The 15,509-nt window shown below is 65.4% G+C and carries 14 protein-coding genes; 6 read left to right on the forward strand and 8 right to left on the reverse strand.

What is annotated here, in order from left to right:
* Nucleotide 1: 1 nt before the first annotated feature.
* From ACE10X_RS24845 to ACE10X_RS24860, 4 genes are all read right to left on the reverse strand, one after another.
* Nucleotides 2-982 (reverse strand): Bug family tripartite tricarboxylate transporter substrate binding protein, encoded by a 981-nt coding sequence (locus tag ACE10X_RS24845; protein WP_375763004.1) that lies wholly within the window; start codon nt 980-982, stop codon nt 2-4.
* A gap of 61 nt (nt 983-1,043) precedes the next feature.
* A complete protein-coding gene (locus tag ACE10X_RS24850) occupies nt 1,044-1,388 on the reverse strand; it encodes an AzlD domain-containing protein (RefSeq protein ID WP_028336400.1) in 345 nt (114 codons plus the stop codon).
* Entirely contained in the window at nt 1,385-2,137 is a 753-nt protein-coding gene (locus tag ACE10X_RS24855; RefSeq protein ID WP_028336401.1) for an AzlC family ABC transporter permease, read from the reverse strand. The genes ACE10X_RS24850 and ACE10X_RS24855 overlap by 4 nt, the downstream gene beginning before the upstream one ends.
* A 194-nt stretch (nt 2,138-2,331) precedes the next feature.
* On the reverse strand, nt 2,332-3,420 hold the full coding sequence (locus ACE10X_RS24860; RefSeq protein WP_244435858.1) for a lytic transglycosylase domain-containing protein: 1,089 nt from the start codon (nt 3,418-3,420) through the stop codon (nt 2,332-2,334).
* 92 nt (nt 3,421-3,512) lie between these two features.
* Here ACE10X_RS24860 and ACE10X_RS24865 point away from each other — a divergent pair, with 92 nt between their 5' ends.
* Complete coding sequence (locus ACE10X_RS24865; protein WP_038385790.1) at nt 3,513-4,448, forward strand: glycine/sarcosine/betaine reductase selenoprotein B family protein; 936 nt, start codon at nt 3,513-3,515, stop codon at nt 4,446-4,448.
* A 164-nt stretch (nt 4,449-4,612) separates the two neighbouring features.
* Here ACE10X_RS24865 and ACE10X_RS24870 read toward each other — a convergent pair whose 3' ends face one another.
* Together ACE10X_RS24870 and ACE10X_RS24875 are read right to left on the reverse strand one after the other, a co-directional pair.
* Complete coding sequence (locus ACE10X_RS24870; RefSeq protein ID WP_375763005.1) at nt 4,613-5,668, reverse strand: phenylacetaldoxime dehydratase family protein; 1,056 nt, start codon at nt 5,666-5,668, stop codon at nt 4,613-4,615.
* A gap of 87 nt (nt 5,669-5,755) precedes the next feature.
* The gene (locus tag ACE10X_RS24875; RefSeq protein ID WP_253608338.1) at nt 5,756-6,766 is read right to left on the reverse strand and encodes a carbon-nitrogen hydrolase family protein; all 1,011 of its coding nucleotides are present in this window, start codon (nt 6,764-6,766) and stop codon (nt 5,756-5,758) included.
* Nucleotides 6,767-6,972: 206 nt separating this feature from the next.
* Between ACE10X_RS24875 and ACE10X_RS24880 the strand changes: the two genes are divergently transcribed.
* The 3 genes from ACE10X_RS24880 (at nt 6,973) to ACE10X_RS24890 (ending at nt 9,983) form a co-directional block, all read left to right on the forward strand.
* Nucleotides 6,973-7,929, forward strand: a complete 957-nt coding sequence (locus ACE10X_RS24880) for a helix-turn-helix domain-containing protein (RefSeq protein ID WP_038385787.1) — start codon at nt 6,973-6,975, stop codon at nt 7,927-7,929.
* 154 nt (nt 7,930-8,083) lie between these two features.
* A complete protein-coding gene (locus ACE10X_RS24885) occupies nt 8,084-8,437 on the forward strand; it encodes a PilZ domain-containing protein (protein ID WP_038385788.1) in 354 nt (117 codons plus the stop codon).
* A 124-nt stretch (nt 8,438-8,561) separates the two neighbouring features.
* On the forward strand, nt 8,562-9,983 hold the full coding sequence (locus ACE10X_RS24890) for an MFS transporter (RefSeq protein WP_375763006.1): 1,422 nt from the start codon (nt 8,562-8,564) through the stop codon (nt 9,981-9,983).
* Nucleotides 9,984-10,069: 86 nt separating this feature from the next.
* Here ACE10X_RS24890 and clpA read toward each other — a convergent pair whose 3' ends face one another.
* A complete protein-coding gene (gene clpA / locus ACE10X_RS24895; RefSeq protein ID WP_028336408.1) occupies nt 10,070-12,475 on the reverse strand; it encodes an ATP-dependent Clp protease ATP-binding subunit ClpA in 2,406 nt (801 codons plus the stop codon).
* 259 nt (nt 12,476-12,734) lie between these two features.
* A complete protein-coding gene (gene clpS / locus ACE10X_RS24900) occupies nt 12,735-13,067 on the reverse strand; it encodes an ATP-dependent Clp protease adapter ClpS (protein ID WP_038385792.1) in 333 nt (110 codons plus the stop codon).
* Here clpS and ACE10X_RS24905 point away from each other — a divergent pair.
* Nucleotides 13,060-13,236: a hypothetical protein gene (locus tag ACE10X_RS24905; RefSeq protein ID WP_156436563.1), complete on the forward strand. Its 177-nt coding sequence runs from the start codon at nt 13,060-13,062 to the stop codon at nt 13,234-13,236. The two genes, clpS and ACE10X_RS24905, sit on opposite strands and share 8 nt — an antisense overlap.
* Before the next feature lie 345 nt (nt 13,237-13,581).
* Entirely contained in the window at nt 13,582-15,462 is a 1,881-nt protein-coding gene (locus ACE10X_RS24910; RefSeq protein ID WP_375763007.1) for a pilus assembly protein TadG-related protein, read from the forward strand.
* Nucleotides 15,463-15,509: the final 47 nt, after the last annotated feature.

Below are 15,509 nucleotides of genomic sequence, written 5' to 3' on the forward strand. Positions count from 1 at the left end.
GTCAATCCAGCGATATGTTCAGCGCCTTGACCACGCCCGCCCACCGCGCGCGATCGGTATTCACGAACTTGTCGATCTCGGCCTGGCTCTTCGCGCGCAGCGGCGGGAAGCCGATCTTGAGCAGCGAAGCGCGGAACGCTTCGTCGTTCAAGGCCCGGTCGAGGCTAGCCTTGATCTTGTCGGCGACGTCGTCAGGCACTTTCGACGGCGCTGCGATACCATACCAGACGCTGACCGCATAATCGGGATAGCCGCTCTCGGCGATCGTCGGCAGATCGGGCAAATCGGGGATGCGCTCGGTCGAGCTGACGCCGAGCGGCCGCAGCATGCCCGATTTGACCGGCGGCAGCGCGGTGCCGAGCGTGTCGAACATCAGCTGGATGTTGCCGGACAGCAGATCGGTCAGCGCGGGTCCTGCGCCCTTGTACGGCACGTGGGTCATCTCGACGCCGGCCATCTGCTTGAACATCTCGCCGGCGAGATGAACCGTGCCGCCGGTGCCCGCCGATCCGAAATTGAGTTTTCCGGGATTCTTCTTCGCGTAAGCGACGAACTCGGCAATCGTCCTCGCCGGCACCGACGGGTGCACCTCCATGATCATCGGCGCGTCCGTGATGACGGACAGCAGGCGAAAATCCCTGGCCGGATCGTAGGGCAGCTTCTTGTAGAGCATCGGATTGAGCACGAAGATCGAGGCCGCCGTCACGAACAGCGTGTAGCCGTCGGGATCGGAGCGCGCCACCGCCTCGGCGCCGATCGCGCCCTGCGCGCCGGCCTTGTTCTCGACCACGACCACCTGTTTGAGATCGCGCCCGAGATATTCGCCGACGATGCGGCCGAGCACGTCGGTCGGCCCGCCCGCGGCATAGGGCACCACGAGCTTGATCGGCCGCGTCGGATAATCCCCGGTGCGCGCCGGCAGCGTCGCCGCCAGCAATGCCGTCAGAGCAACAATGAATAGCGATGATGCGCGCCGCTGCATGCCGTTTCCCTGTTGTCTTGTTCTTGGGGAGCGAGAGTAGCGGATAATGCGGACGCCGCAATCAGCCGAGCCAGTATTTGCCTGCGATCATGACGATCTCGCCCGCGATCACGCCGGCGAAGATCGATTTCCTCGCCAGCATGAACACGACAAAGCCCGCGGCGACGGCGCCGTAGCGCAGCCAGTCCGGCACGCTGGCGAGCGCGCCCGGCGGCTGCACCACGATCTGCGCGATGATACCGGCGAGGATCGCGGTGGCGACCGCCCTCACCCAGACCAAGAGCTCGGAGTTCTCGTCGATGCCGCCGCCGAACCACAGGCCGAGCATGCGCCAGATCTGGTTGGGGATGACGCCCGCGACGAACAGGATCGCGAGCGCGTGCCAGTCGCCGATGAAACCGCTCATGCGCGCGCCCCGACGATGCCTGCCCTCGCCCGGTGCACGGCATAGGCAATGGTGCCCGCGACGACCCCGCTGACCAGGATGTCGACGCCGCTGTTCAGCATCGCCGCCAGCGGGAACAGCAATAGGCCAAGCACCAGCGCGATGACATCGGCGAGCTCGCGGCAATTGCGTGCGGTCGAGAACAGGAAGGCGAGCGGCGTCAGCATCAGCATGCCGGCGGCGAACAGCGGCGTGAGGTTGGCCGCGAGCATGTAGCCGATCGTGTTGGCGATCAGGCAGACGGTGACCAGCCCGCAGCCGAGCCCGTGGATAAAGGCGATCCGCCGGTTGCGCGGCACCTGCGGCAGGAAGCGGAAGCATTCGACCCACAGCGTCACGGCGGTGAGATGCGCCACCAGGATCAGATGCCGCCGCTTGGTCTGTTCGGTGCGCATCATCGGCAACACCGAGACCACCATCGGGAACAGGCGGATCGCGCTGACGGTGACCGCGATCGCCGATTGCAGCACGGTGGCGCCGGAGCCGAGTGTCGTGATCACGATGATCTGCGCAGGGCCAGCCCAGACGAACGCCGTGCTCGCCAGCGTCCAGCCCAGCGAGAAGCCGGAATCATGCGCCAGCGCGCCGATGCCGAGATAGGTCGCAAACAGCACCAGGGTCAGCACGGTCGCGCCGATCGACCGCGCGCCCCATAGGAAGGCGCGGAACGAGGTGTGCCATTGCGGAGAATCGAGCGGAGGAAGCGCCACGGGGAACCGGATGGTTTTGCAATCGCGGCGGCTTAGGGCGCTGACAACGCAGGGTCAAGCAAGAGACGGCACAGGTCCGGTATGCGCCTCGGTAGCCCGGATGAAGCGCCAGCGAAATCCGGGGCCGCTTTTGCAACCGGCGAGAGCTGTCCCGGATTGCGCTTCGCTTCATCCGGGCTACGGGATCAAAGCAATCACGCCCTGTTCTTCAGCACGAAACACGCCCCGCCCGCCTTGCGAATGCGGTTGCATAGGCCGTCGGCCTCGGGGCGCGTGTCGGCGCCGATGCGCACCTGGTAAAAGGTCGCGCTGCCGCGGGTGCGCAGCCGCGAAGAAAGCAGGCTCGGATCCTGATCGCCGATCACGTTCGACAGCCGCTTGATGGCGCGGTCATACATCGCGAGCGCCTTGTCGCGGCTGAAGCCGGCGGCGAGCTGGACGCCCCACACCTTGGCCGCCGACAGCGTGATGTGCTGCTCGAGCCCTGCGACGAACGGGTTGGGCGCGCGCTTCAGCAACGCCGTCAGCTCGCGGCAGCTCTTGGTCGGCGCGCGCTGTGGCATCTTGCCGTTGCGCCCGGCGGCGGCCCAGTCATCGACGCTAGAGCCGGTGATCGCGGAGACGTAATTGCGCGTCTCCTGCGGCACGTATCCGGAGCCGGCGAGCCAGTCCTGGATCCGGCGCGGGCCAGCATTGTAGGCCGCCGCCGCGAGGCCGAGATTGCCGAACTGGTTGCGCAGCTCACTGAGGAATTCGGCCGACTTCGGCAGCGCCTGCACCGGATTGAATGGATCGAGCAGCCCGCGCTCGTTCGCGGTGCCCGGCATGAATTGCGCGATGCCCTGCGCGCGCTGGCCGTTGCGGGTCATCGGACCAACCGCATCGGCCTGGAAGCGGCTCTCCTGCCAGATCACGCGCGCGAAGAATTCGAGCGGCAGATCGTTGGCCCGCGCCGCCGACTCGATCATCAGGCACATCGCCTCGCGGGTATCGCTCTCGCGCGCGTCATCCGCGGGCTTGTCAGTTGCCGCCGCGGGCGTATCCGCCGGGGGCGCGGCAGGTTTCTCGGCCGATGGCGCGGCCTGCTCTCCCGGCGGTGGCGCAGGCGGCTCCCCCGGCGCGGCCGCAGGCTTCTCAGCGGGCTTGTCCGGGGGCGGCGCTGCCGGCTGCTCGGCGCCTGGCGGCGGCGCCGGAGCCGCGGCTGGAACGTCCTCCGCGCCGACCCCGGCCGGCGGCACCAGCAGCACAAGCATGACCAATGCGGCGCAACGACCGGTTCGCATGGCAATTCTGTTCCCGTGCGGGCGCGGCTTGACACCGCAAGCTCGTGGTCTAGCTATGGACTGAAATGATGGCGCGCAAAAGGGAGCGCAAAATGGCCGCAGCATCCGACGATCAACTCGGCTTTGCCCCCGATGACGACGCCCCGATCGGCTATATGAAGCGAACCCGCGATTATTACGCGGCGATCGGCTACACCACCCCCTACCGCTGGGCGCATTACACCTCCGCCCCGTTCCAGCCCCTGAAGAAGCCGCTGAACCAGTCCCGGGTCGCCATCATCACGACCGCGGCGCCGTTCGATCCGGCACGGGGCGACCAGGGTCCCGGCGCGAAATACAACGGCGGGGCCAAGTTCTATGCGGTCTATGACGGCGACACGTCAAAGCAGCACGATCTGCGGATTTCGCACATCGCCTATGACCGCACCCACACCACGGCGACCGACAACGGCACCTGGTTCCCGCTGGCACAGCTGAAGCGCCTCGCCGCGGCCGGCACGATCGGCGACGTCGCGCCGCGCTTCTTCGGCGCCCCGACCAACCGCAGCCACCGCGTCACCATCGAGACCGACGCGCCCGAAATCCTCAAGCGTTGCCGTGACGACAAGGTCGACGCCGCGGTGCTGGTGCCGAACTGCCCGGTCTGCCACCAGACCGTCAGCCTGGTGGCGCGGCATCTCGAGGCCAACGGGATTTCCACGGTCGTGATGGGCTGCGCCAAGGATATCGTCGAGCATGCCGCGGTGCCGCGTTTCCTGTTCTCCGATTTCCCGCTCGGCAATTCCGCCGGCAAGCCGCAGGACGTCGCCTCGCAGGCGTTCACGCTGGAGCTGGCGCTGCGCGTGCTTGAGCAGGCGCCCGGTCCGCAGACCACCGTGCAGTCACCGCTGCGCTGGAGCGAGGATGCTTCCTGGAAGCGCGACTACAGCAACGCCGATGCGCTCAGCGCCGAGGAGCTGGCCCGCCTGCGCCGCGAGTTCGACGCGCAGAAGGAAGTCGCCAAGGGCCTGCGCGAGCGCGTGGCGTAAGGCTCGGCGCTAGACACGAGCACTTAGCCAACTCAAAGCGTCGTCGCTCGGCTCGACCGGGCGATCCGGTATTCCAGAGACACCAGTCAGTCACGGAGAAGCCGCGGCGTGCTGGCATGGCGCAAACAAGCCCGGCCATGACGGAGCAATGTTGAGGCGAGCTCTCAGGCGGATGGCGCCGCCGCGACCTGTATGGCGGTGAGCATGCCGGTCCGTTCATGGCAGCCGAGATATTCGAAGAACTGCTCGTCGGCGGCAGCCACCGTGACCTCGTGATACAGCCTGAGCTTGGCGTTCGGCCCCAAGGTCGAGAGATACTTCATCGCCGCGCCAAAAATCCTGACATGGGTCGGGTGCGATTCCGCCCAGCGCTCAAGTGCCGCAAGGCTCTTCCACCAGCTCTGGCCGTAGGACTTTTCGGTTGGCCTGCCCTCCGCATCGACAACGCGCATGTAGCGGTTCGCATAGCAGCCGATCGGCACGCCGTCGTCGCGCAGGAAATCCATGCCCTCGCGCAGCACCGGCTCGACATCGTCGAGATACATCTTGCGTTCCGCTGCCTCGGTATCGCTCCAGTCCTGTCCGGAACGGATCAGGCAGAGATTGTCATGCGCGACCACACGGATGCGTGCGCCGTCGCGGATCACGCGCGGCTCGCCGCCCGGCGTCATCGCGTCGGTCTGCGACAGCGCGATACGGTCGCGCATGCCGCCCCAATAGGCGTGCTCCTGCACCTCTCCGCTCATGCCGTCGGCAAGCACCGCGACGCCCTCCGGACGGCCGAGCGACGAGAACAGCGTCTCGTAGCGCGCAACATGCGGCCGCAGCACCTCGATGAAGCGACCGACGCCATCGCTGGCGCCGCTGCCGGTCCAGGCCTCGCGCGCGCCGTCGAACCAGGCGTCGAAACGCCCGGCATCGTCCCAATAGGCGACCGAGACGACGTTGGTGAAGCCGGCCTGGTCGACATATTGCGCGCGGTCCCAATGCGTCGGGCCGTTCTCGCCGGCAAAGCGTTTTGCGATCGATGCCAGCGCCTCGTTCGCCGCCGCGCTCCGCTCACCTCGATATTGCACGCCGAAATAGGCCATGATCACGCGCGTGATCGCGGGCTTGTAGCGCGCAACGAAGGACGGATAAGGCGGCGCGTAATCGTCGGGCACACGCCGATGACGCGACCGGGCTGCTGTCTGCAGATGAGAAGGAATGGCGGATTCCATGGCAGTCGCCTCCGGTTGGATGTCGCCCAAGGCATGATCCGGAAAAGTGCGAAGCGGTTTTCCGAAAAGATCATGCCCGTAGTCTGTTCAGCTCGCGGCCGCGTCGATCTCCTCAAGGCTGTCGAGCGGCAGCGCGAAATGCTCGACGCGCTTCGAAGGCTTCTTGTTCAGCAGCAGACGCGTGACATCGGGGCGCGAATAGTGCCCGGCCGGATCGGCGGCGTTCTTGGCGATCCCGATCGCGCCGAGATCGATATCTGCGAGCAGCAGGCCCTCCTGCTCGGGCGGCAGCTTCTCGGCGATCGCGCTGCCGTCCGGCCCGTAGATCGCGGCGTGTCCGCCGCCGACATGCAGCAGCGCGTGCTTGTCGTCGCGGTCGCACATCTCGTCGACCATCGCCTGCGAGACCGTGGCGCAGGGCGCCAGCACGAAGCATGAGCCCTCGACCGCATAGACCCGCGAGGCCGCGTTGTTGACCTCCCAGCCGAGCGCCGGCGCGAACGGATCGTACAGCGAGAAGCTCGGCCAGGCCGCGACATGGACCTGCTCGTTCTGGGCGTACATCGCGTATTTCGACAGCGGCTGCAGATGCTCCCAGCAGCACAGCGCGCCGAGCCGGCCGATGCCGGGACGGTCATGCACGGCAAGGTCGCTGCCGTCGCCCTCGCCATAGACGGTGCGCTCGGCATGGGTCGGCCGCAGCTTGCGCCGCTTCGCAATGGTCTCGCCGTCGGGCCCGATCAGCCATTGCGCGAGATAGAGGCTGCCGCCGTCGCGCTCGGACAGGCCGAGCACCGCGGTCATGCCGGCCTTCTTCACCGCGAGCCGCAGCTTCTCGGCCTGCGGGCTGTCGTAGCTCAGCGAGTTGTCGAAATAGCGCTGCACGAAGCCGCGCCCGATCGCCCAGGCCGGCGAGTCCAGCCAGATGTACCAGGGATAGCCGGGGATGAAGGCCTCGGGAAACGCGATCAGCTTCGCTCCTTTGGCGGCGGCCTCCTCGATCAGCGCGATGGACTTGGCGATGGAGGCGTCGAGGTCGAGCCAGGCAGGTGCCGCCTGCACCACCGCAACGCGGTATTTCGGATGTTCGATGCCCATGATGTCCTCCTCGCGGCCGACGCTTGCGGCCGGTTCGTGCTTGATCGGCCATGGCGGCCTCTGACATCATGCTGCCCCGGGACCGGGCACGCCGTTCGACCAGGACGGAAGGAAAATTCGACTGCGGAGGAGATTCCCCAGCCGTCCCGGTATGAAGCTTGCTTTGTTTTCGTGGCCAGCGTTTGCACTCGTGAAGGGAGGAAATCATGCCGGCCCTGTTCACCACGGAAGACGCGCCCACCCATCGGCGCCTTGCGCTCTGGCAGGACATCGTCTGCGACGTGTTCGTGCAGCTCGACTGCAAGTCCGATCTCGGCACCGCCTTCCACGGCGCCATCACCAGCGCGCAGCTGGGCGCGGTGAAATGCTCCGTTGTCTCGTCGAGCCAGCAACGGGTGCTGCGTACGCCGTCGCGGATCGCTCGCGCCAGCGAGGATTTTGTTCTGTTCGCCCTCGGCCGGAGTGGCGCGGGCGCCGTGCTGCAGGACGGCCGCGAGACCGTGATCCAGCCCGGCGAGTTCGCATTCTACGACACCACCCGGCCCTATGAGCTGCGCTTCAACGCCGACTTCACGCAGACCATCTTCCAGGTGCCGCGCGCCATGCTGCACCGGCGCTTTGCCGGCACCCAGGGCTTAACTGCGACCACGTTCACATCGGATCGTCCCGTGCAGCGGCTCGCCTGGCAGTTCATCGCGGGGCTCTCCGAGATCGCCGACAAGCTCGATCCTGACAACGCGATCCGCCTTGCCGACCAGGCCGCCGACCTGCTGGCGATGGCGATGAGCGAGCAACTCGGCGGCGCCGCGCTGCCCGCCTCGACCCACCGCTCCGCGCTGCTCTACCGGCTGAAGGCGCATGTGCTTGCGCATCTGCCGAACCCCGAGCTCAACCTCACCGAGACCGCCGCAGCGCTCGGCATCTCGCCGCGCTACGTCAACAGCCTTTTGGCCGACGAAGACACCTCGTTCCAGCGCTTCGTGCTGGCGCAGCGGCTGGAGCGCTGCAAGCGCGACCTCGCCTCGCCGGCGCACGCGCATCGCCACATCGGCGAGATCGCATTCGCCTGGGGCTTTAACGATCTCTCGCATTTCGGCCGCGTGTTCCGCGACCATTACGGCCTGTCGCCGCGCGATTGGCGGCAAAGCCGGCTGCCGAACTAAAGGGAAGCCATAGGTCTCTTGCGGCGCAAAATAGCCGGGAATCCACGCTCTCACGGATGCAAATATTTACACTAACTGCAACGGGCTCCCCCGGCGCCCTTCTTTTCGCTGGGGCGGACCGGTACAGTCGTGCCGTTCATTTGGAGGATTTCCCGTGCAGGACCGGCGCCAGAGCGTACGCGACAAGGTGTTCTATGGTGCGGTTGCGGAGATCAATGAACGCGGCTCGACGATGGATTGCGTCGTCCGCAACATCAGCGAAGGCGGTGCCTGCGTTGAATTTAGCGTTGCCGCGCACTTGCCCGAAGAGATGAATCTCAGCGTCGCACGCAAGGGCCGCTCGTTCCTGGCCCGTCTGATCTGGCGCCAGGCCAACAAAGTCGGCCTCGCCTTCCGGATCATGACTTCCGACACGCCGGTCAGCGATCTCGACGAGCGGGTCCGCCGCAGCGAGATCAAGAAGCGGCAGCTGCAGCGCCGCATCAACGAATTGCTCGGCCAGGGCTGAGCCGCCTCGGCTCGGAGCCTTCGTTTCGGTCGCGGCCGGCATCCGGCATTCGGGGTTGCAAAGGCCGGGCTAATCCAGCATGCGGTAATCCCCGCAACGCCGGAACCGAGAGCCACTCCACGACATGTCGTCCGCGATCATTGAGCATCCCGACGGGCTGCCGCAGCCGCAGCGCAATTGGGCCATTCTCACGATCGCGCTCGGCCTTGTGATGGCCGTCGTCGACGGCTCGATCGCCAACGTTGCGTTGCCGACTATTGCCCGGGATCTGAACGCCAGCCCGGCGTTCTCGATCTGGATCGTCAACGGCTATCAATTGGCGATCACGATCTCGCTGCTGCCGCTGGCCTCGCTCGGCGAAATCATCGGCTATCGCCGCGTCTATCTGGCGGGGCTGTTGCTGTTCACGCTGGCCTCGCTGTTCTGCGCGCTGTCGCACACGCTGCCGCTGCTGACGGTCGCCCGCATCCTGCAGGGGTTTGGCGCTGCCGGAATCCTCAGCGTCAACACCGCGCTGGTCCGCTTCATCTATCCGCATTCGCTGCTCGGCCGCGGCATCGGCGTCAACGCGCTGGTGGTCGCGATCTCGGCCGCGGTCGGTCCCACCATCGCCTCGTTCATCCTGGCGGTCGGAACGTGGCCGTATCTGTTCGCCATCAATGTCCCGCTCGGCATTGTCACGCTGGCGCTGGGTTGGCGCTTCCTGCCGCACACGAGGCCGGCGGTTCACGCCTTCGACTGGCAGAGCGCCGCGCTGAGCGCGATTGCGTTCGGATTCGGCATCAGCGCGATCGACAGCGCCGGCCATGGCGGGTCGCTGTATCTCTGCGCATTGGAGTTCGCTGTCGCCGCGGTCGCCTCGCATTTGCTGTACCGGCGGCAGCAGCATCTGCCCTCGCCGCTGCTGCCAGTCGACCTGCTGCGGATTCCGATCTTCGCACTCTCGATCGGCACCTCGATCGCCTCGTTCTGCGGCCAGATGCTGGCCTTTGTCGCGATGCCGTTCTATCTGGAAAACCATTTCGGATATTCGGCGGTTCAGATCGGCCTGTTGATCACGCCGTGGCCGATCGCGGTCGCGTTCGCCGCCCCGCTCGCGGGCTGGCTGGTGGAACGCTATCCGGCCGGCCTGCTTGGCGGCATCGGCCTGCTGCTGTTCGCGACGGGATTGGGCACGCTGGCCTTGATGCCGGCCAACGCGACGCCGATCGACGTGATCTGGCGCATGGCGCTCGCCGGCGTAGGCTTCGGCCTGTTCCAGACCCCGAACAACCGCACCATGATCGCCGCCGCCCCGCGCGAGCGCTCGGGCGGCGCCAGCGGCATGCTAGGGACCGCGCGCCTGCTCGGACAGACCATCGGCGCCGCCCTGGTGGCGCTGCTGCTGGCGCGCTATCCGGCCGACGGCACCCGGATCTCACTGATGGTCGGCGTCGGCTTTGCCGTCGTGGGCGCCGTGTTCAGCACGCTCCGGCTGTCCTCCGCCGGCAGCCGCGGTGCCGACCGGGTGCGGGTCCAGGAGGGCCAGCGGCTGAAGGGCGAGTGACGGCGCAGAGACGCGCCTCCCACCGCCAGAAACAAAAAGGCCGGCTGTTCAGGCCGGCCTTTTTCATTTGATTGCTTGTTCGCGCCTCAGACCTTGACCATCGGTCCCTTTGAGGCCGGCCCCTTGGTGCCGCCTCCGCCACCGTTGGGACCGCCCTTCGGCGGCTTGCGCTTGCGCGGCGGCAGATTCTCGGGCTTCGGCGTGACCGGGCCCTCGACATATTCGAAGCCGATCTTGTCTTTGGCGGTCGCCTCGTCCTTGACCAGGATGACGCGGACGTGTCCGCCGCCCTTGAGCTGGCCGAACAGCACCTCATCCGCGAGCGGCTTCTTGATGTGCTCCTGGATGATGCGCGCCATCGGACGTGCACCCATCTGCTCGTCATAGCCGTGCTCGATCAGCCAGGCCTTTGCAGGCTCGGACAGCTCGATCGTGACGTCGCGGTCGGCGAGTTGCGCCTCGAGCTGCAGCACGAACTTCTCGACCACCATGCCGATCACCTCGGCATTGAGGTGCGCGAAGGAGACGATCGCATCCAGCCGGTTGCGGAACTCCGGCGCGAACTGGCGATTGATCGCCTCGTGATCGTCGCCTTCCCGCTTCGAGCGGGTGAAGCCGAAGGCCTGCCGCGCAAGGTCGGCCGCGCCCGCATTCGTGGTCATGATCAGGATCACGTTGCGGAAGTTGACCTGCTTGCCGTTGTGGTCGGTGAGCCGGCCATGATCCATGATCTGCAGCAGCACGTTGTAGAGATCCGGGTGCGCCTTCTCGATCTCGTCGAGCAGCACGACGCAATGCGGATGCTGGTCCACGCCATCGGTGAGCAGGCCGCCCTGGTCGAAGCCGACATAGCCGGGAGGCGCGCCGATCAGGCGCGACACGGTGTGCCGCTCCATGTATTCGGACATGTCGAAGCGCAGCAGCTCGACACCGAGCGACGCCGCCAGTTGCTTCGCCACCTCGGTCTTGCCGACGCCGGTCGGACCCGAGAACAAATAGCTGCCGATCGGCTTCTCCGGCTCGCGCAGGCCGGCTCGCGCCAGCTTGATCGACGCCGCCAGCGACTCGATCGCCTTGTCCTGGCCGAACACCGTGCGCTTCAGGGTCTGCTCGAGATGCTTCAGCACCTCGGCATCGTCCTTCGACACGCTCTTCGGCGGGATCCGCGCCATGGTCGCGATCGTGGTCTCGATCTCCTTGATGCCGATCGTCTTCTTGCGCTTGCTCTCGGCGACCAGCATCTGCGCCGCGCCGGACTCGTCGATCACGTCGATCGCCTTGTCGGGCAGCTTGCGGTCGTGGATGTAGCGCGACGACAGCTGCACCGCCGCCTCGATCGCCTCATTGGTGTATTTCAGCCGATGGTAATCCTCGAAATAGGGCTTCAGGCCCTTGAGGATCGCGATCGCGTCTTCCACCGTTGGCTCGTTGACGTCGATCTTCTGGAAGCGCCGCACCAGCGCGCGGTCCTTCTCGAAGTGCTGACGGTATTCCTTGTAGGTGGTCGAGCCCATGCAGCGGATCGTGCCCGAAGCCAGCGCGGGCTTCAGCAGGTTGGACGCATCCATCGCGCCGCCGGAGGTGGCGCCGGCGCCGATCACGGTGTGGATCTCGTCGATGAACAGGATGGCGTTCGGATGCGCCTCCAGCTCCTTCAGGACCTGCTTGAGCCGCTCCTCGAAATCACCGCGATAGCGGGTGCCCGCAAGCAGCGTGCCCATGTCGAGCGAGAACACGGTCGCGGCCGCCAGCACTTCCGGCACATCGCTGTCGACGATGCGCTTGGCGAGGCCTTCGGCGATCGCGGTCTTGCCGACGCCGGCTTCGCCGACGAACAGCGGGTTGTTCTTCTGGCGGCGGCACAGCACCTGGATCGCACGGTTGATCTCGGCATTGCGGCCGATCACCGGATCGATCTTGCCGTCGCGCGCCTTCTTGTTGAGGTTGACGCAATAGGTCTCGAGCGCCTCGCCCTTCTTCTTGGCGTCCTCGTTGCCCTTGGTCTCGGTTTCCTCGTCGACGCCGCGCACCGGCCGCGCCTCGGACACGCCGGGCCGCTTGGCGATGCCGTGGCTGATGTAGTTGACGGCGTCGTAGCGCGTCATGTCCTGCTCCTGCAGGAAGTACGCGGCATGACTCTCGCGCTCGGCGAAGATTGCGATCAGGACGTTGGCGCCGGTCACTTCCTCGCGACCGGACGACTGGACGTGAATCACCGCGCGCTGGATCACGCGCTGGAACCCGGCGGTCGGCTTCGCGTCATCGGCGCCGTCAGTCACCAGGTTTTCGAATTCGGTCTCGAGATAATTAACGAGGCTGGTCCTCAGCTTGTCGAGATCGACGCTGCAGGCCCGCATCACAGCCGCCGCATCCGAGTCATCGATCAGCGACAGCAGCAGATGTTCGAGCGTCGCGTATTGATGGTGACGCTCGTTTGCGATCGCCAATGCACGGTGCAGCGACTGTTCAAGGCTTTGGGAAAAAGTTGGCATTCGCGTCCTCTATGGCCCCCTGCCATCATGATCGCCATTACCGGGTCAGGCAATAACAACCTTCGTGATCGCCTTTGATATAGTTACGACGGATCGTGGCGAAAGACCGGTCCCGCGATGATGGTTTTCTTCTAAATTCGGGGCATCGGGGCGTCGCGCGGCGACGCCCGTGATCGTACGGGAACGCCGTTCACCACCATCAAAAACCGCGATGCAAGACCCGTTCCGCGCCTCGCGGCGGGTCAGTCGTTCCAGCGACCTATTTCTTTTCCATCACGCACTGCAGTGGATGCTGGTGCTTGCGCGCGAAGTCCATGACTTGCGTCACCTTGGTCTCGGCGATCTCGTAGGTAAAAACGCCGCACTCGCCGATCCCGTGGTGATGAACGTGCAGCATGATCTTGGTCGCCGCCTCGGCGTCCTTGTTGAAGAATCGTTCCAGCACGTGAACCACGAACTCCATCGGCGTGTAGTCGTCGTTCAGGATCAGGACGCGGTACAGGTTCGGGCGCTTGGTCTTCGGCTTGACCTTGGTGATGACCGAGGTCGACGGGCCGTTGCCCGTCCCATTGCGGTTGTCATCATTGTTCATTTTCGGCGCCGGCGCGGCGGCCACCGCCGGCATCGACGAAACCGGCTCGGAAATCGGGACTGTCAACGTGGATCGCAACATGGCTCAGGCGTTCGAATTCCCCAAGGGAAACCGGATGGCGGGAAACCGGATGGCAATTGGATGGTGGTCGCGATTGCCGCAAGACTGATCGCGGAACCCCCAGCAATGCTTTCCAGATTGCCGCTCCCGGTCCGATCCGGCGGCCGGATCGACTTCCCGAATATGGGCCTCGCGAGGTCCTGCCGCAAGCGCAGACCCGGCGCGGCCCACCGGTCCGATTCCGGGCGCGGCAACCCTCGGAAGGTTAATCATTTCTGCCCGATTTGACAAAGGAGTCGGGCCGCCAATTTAGACGTCATTGAGGATAGCGAGCGCTTTTGCCCGGCTTTTGAGCCTGCCCCACGCCGCCCTGCCGGGTTTCCGGCGCCCGATTCACCATCTGTTTAGCGGCGCCGGTCGAGATGCCACCGCAATTCATTTCGACGAGAGTGCCATGCTTGGTTCAGCCATTTCCGATCGCGTCTGCGCGGTTGCTCGCCGGTTTTCCAGGGCAAATAACGGCAATGTCGCGGTGATCTTCACCTTCGCAATGCTGCCGCTCCTTGCTTTCGTGGGAGCCGCGATCGACTATACCCGCGCCAACAACGCCCGCTCCGCGATGCAGGCGGCGCTCGATTCGACCGCACTGATGCTGTCCAAGGATCTGACCATGGGCAACATCACGGCTGCGGAGATCCCGAGCAAGGCGCAGACCTATTTCACCGCGCTCTACACCAACAAGGACGGCCAGGGCATTTCCGTCACGGCCAACTACACCACCCCGACCTCGAGCGCGGCGGCCACCATCCTGCTGGGCGGATCCGGCCACATCAAATCCGATTTCATGCAGCTGGCCGGCTTTCCGACGCTGGATTTCAAGAGCACGACGACCACCACCTGGGGCAACGTCAAGATGCGCGTCGCCCTCGCCCTCGACAACACGGGATCGATGGCGCAGGACGGCAAGATCACCGCGCTGCGCAACGCGGTGGCCGGAACCGGCGGACTGATCGACCAGCTCAGCGCGCTGAGCAAGAACAATGGTGACGTCTACATCTCCGTCATTCCGTTCGCCAAGGTCGTCAATGTCGGCACCAGCAATGTCGGCCAGAGCTGGATCGACTGGACCGACTGGCTCAACCCTCCGACCACGCAGCCCGCCAACGGCACCATGCAAGCAAGCCTGCCGATGAACTGGCACGCCGTCGGACCCGGTGCGCGATGCCCCTGGACCAACAACAATGGCGGCTTCACCTGCACGAAGAACCCGACCAGCACGTCCAACGCGAACTACATCCCCTCGAGCGGGACTTATTCCGGCTACATTTGCCCCAGCGTCGATGCGAACTCGCACACGCGCTACAATGGCTGCTGGGTGAGCACCGCGGCCGGCACCGGGGTGTTCTGCAGCGGCTCGAACTCCTGTGCATGTCCGACGGACTCCACGGGCAACGCGGTGTCCGGCTGCAGTTGCAAGACGACCAGCGGCGTCTATCAGTGCACCGGCAAGCTGTATACCCACGACTGGACGCAGCCGGGCCCCAACGACACGGTGGACAATACGAGCCAGCCCCGGGTCAGCGCCGTTGTCGGGTGGACCAACAACCAGTGGACCTCGACAAGTCAGACCCCGACGGTAAAGAACGACTGGCGGCAGGCCTCCACTAATCCGATCGGCAACTGGACGGGCTGCATCACGGACCGCACCCAACCGAACGATGCGACCGGCGTGCTGCCGGCGTCGTCCGACGTCACTACGCTGTTCCCGGCCAACGAGTACTATGAGAACAGCACATTCTATTGCAGCAGCAGCGCCTCGACGCCGCTCGAGCCCATCATTCCGCTGAGCTACAACTGGAGCGCGCTCAAGACGGCGGTCAACGCGATGCAGCCGACCGGCGGTACCAACCAGGCCGTCGGCCTCGCCTGGGCGTGGCAGTCGCTGCTGGTGGGCGGTCCGCTGAACGCGCCGTCGGAGGACACCAACACGACCTACAACCGGGTCATCATCCTCTTGTCCGACGGTCTGAATACCGAGGACCGCTGGCCCGAGTACGGCGACGGCAGCTCGCAAGCCTCAGGCAATCCGATCGACGCAAGGCAGGCATTGATGTGCCAAAACCTGCAGAACGCGAAGGATTCCAACGGAGCGCCGTTGTACACGATCTACACGATCCAGGTGAACACGAGTTCGCCCGCCGATCCGACCTCGACCGTCTTGAAGAACTGCGCCAGCACGCCCGACAAATTCTTCATGCTGACCAGCTCGACCCAGATCCTGACGACGTTCAACACGATCGGAACCGCCCTCAGCAAGCTGCGGCTGGCCAAATAGTCGCCCCCTTCAGGCACAACAAAAAAGCCCGGCCAAACGGCCGGGCT

This window comes from Bradyrhizobium sp. Pha-3 (genome assembly GCF_042258325.1).
GTDB lineage: Bacteria > Pseudomonadota > Alphaproteobacteria > Rhizobiales > Xanthobacteraceae > Bradyrhizobium > Bradyrhizobium elkanii.

What these genes read in the sequence shown, in the direction of transcription:
- ACE10X_RS24910 (WP_375763007.1), top strand. Translation starts at nt 13,582, where the DNA reads ATGCTTGGTTCAGCCATTTCCGATCGCGTCTGCGCGGTTGCTCGCCGG.
- clpS (WP_038385792.1), bottom strand. Translation starts at nt 13,067, where the DNA reads ATGAACAATGATGACAACCGCAATGGGACGGGCAACGGCCCGTCGACC.
- ACE10X_RS24850 (WP_028336400.1), bottom strand. Translation starts at nt 1,388, where the DNA reads ATGAGCGGTTTCATCGGCGACTGGCACGCGCTCGCGATCCTGTTCGTC.
- ACE10X_RS24875 (WP_253608338.1), bottom strand. Translation starts at nt 6,766, where the DNA reads ATGGGCATCGAACATCCGAAATACCGCGTTGCGGTGGTGCAGGCGGCA.
- ACE10X_RS24890 (WP_375763006.1), top strand. Translation starts at nt 8,562, where the DNA reads ATGTCGTCCGCGATCATTGAGCATCCCGACGGGCTGCCGCAGCCGCAG.
- ACE10X_RS24870 (WP_375763005.1), bottom strand. Translation starts at nt 5,668, where the DNA reads ATGGAATCCGCCATTCCTTCTCATCTGCAGACAGCAGCCCGGTCGCGT.
- ACE10X_RS24880 (WP_038385787.1), top strand. Translation starts at nt 6,973, where the DNA reads ATGCCGGCCCTGTTCACCACGGAAGACGCGCCCACCCATCGGCGCCTT.
- ACE10X_RS24845 (WP_375763004.1), bottom strand. Translation starts at nt 982, where the DNA reads ATGCAGCGGCGCGCATCATCGCTATTCATTGTTGCTCTGACGGCATTG.
- clpA (WP_028336408.1), bottom strand. Translation starts at nt 12,475, where the DNA reads ATGCCAACTTTTTCCCAAAGCCTTGAACAGTCGCTGCACCGTGCATTG.
- ACE10X_RS24865 (WP_038385790.1), top strand. Translation starts at nt 3,513, where the DNA reads ATGGCCGCAGCATCCGACGATCAACTCGGCTTTGCCCCCGATGACGAC.
- ACE10X_RS24860 (WP_244435858.1), bottom strand. Translation starts at nt 3,420, where the DNA reads ATGCGAACCGGTCGTTGCGCCGCATTGGTCATGCTTGTGCTGCTGGTG.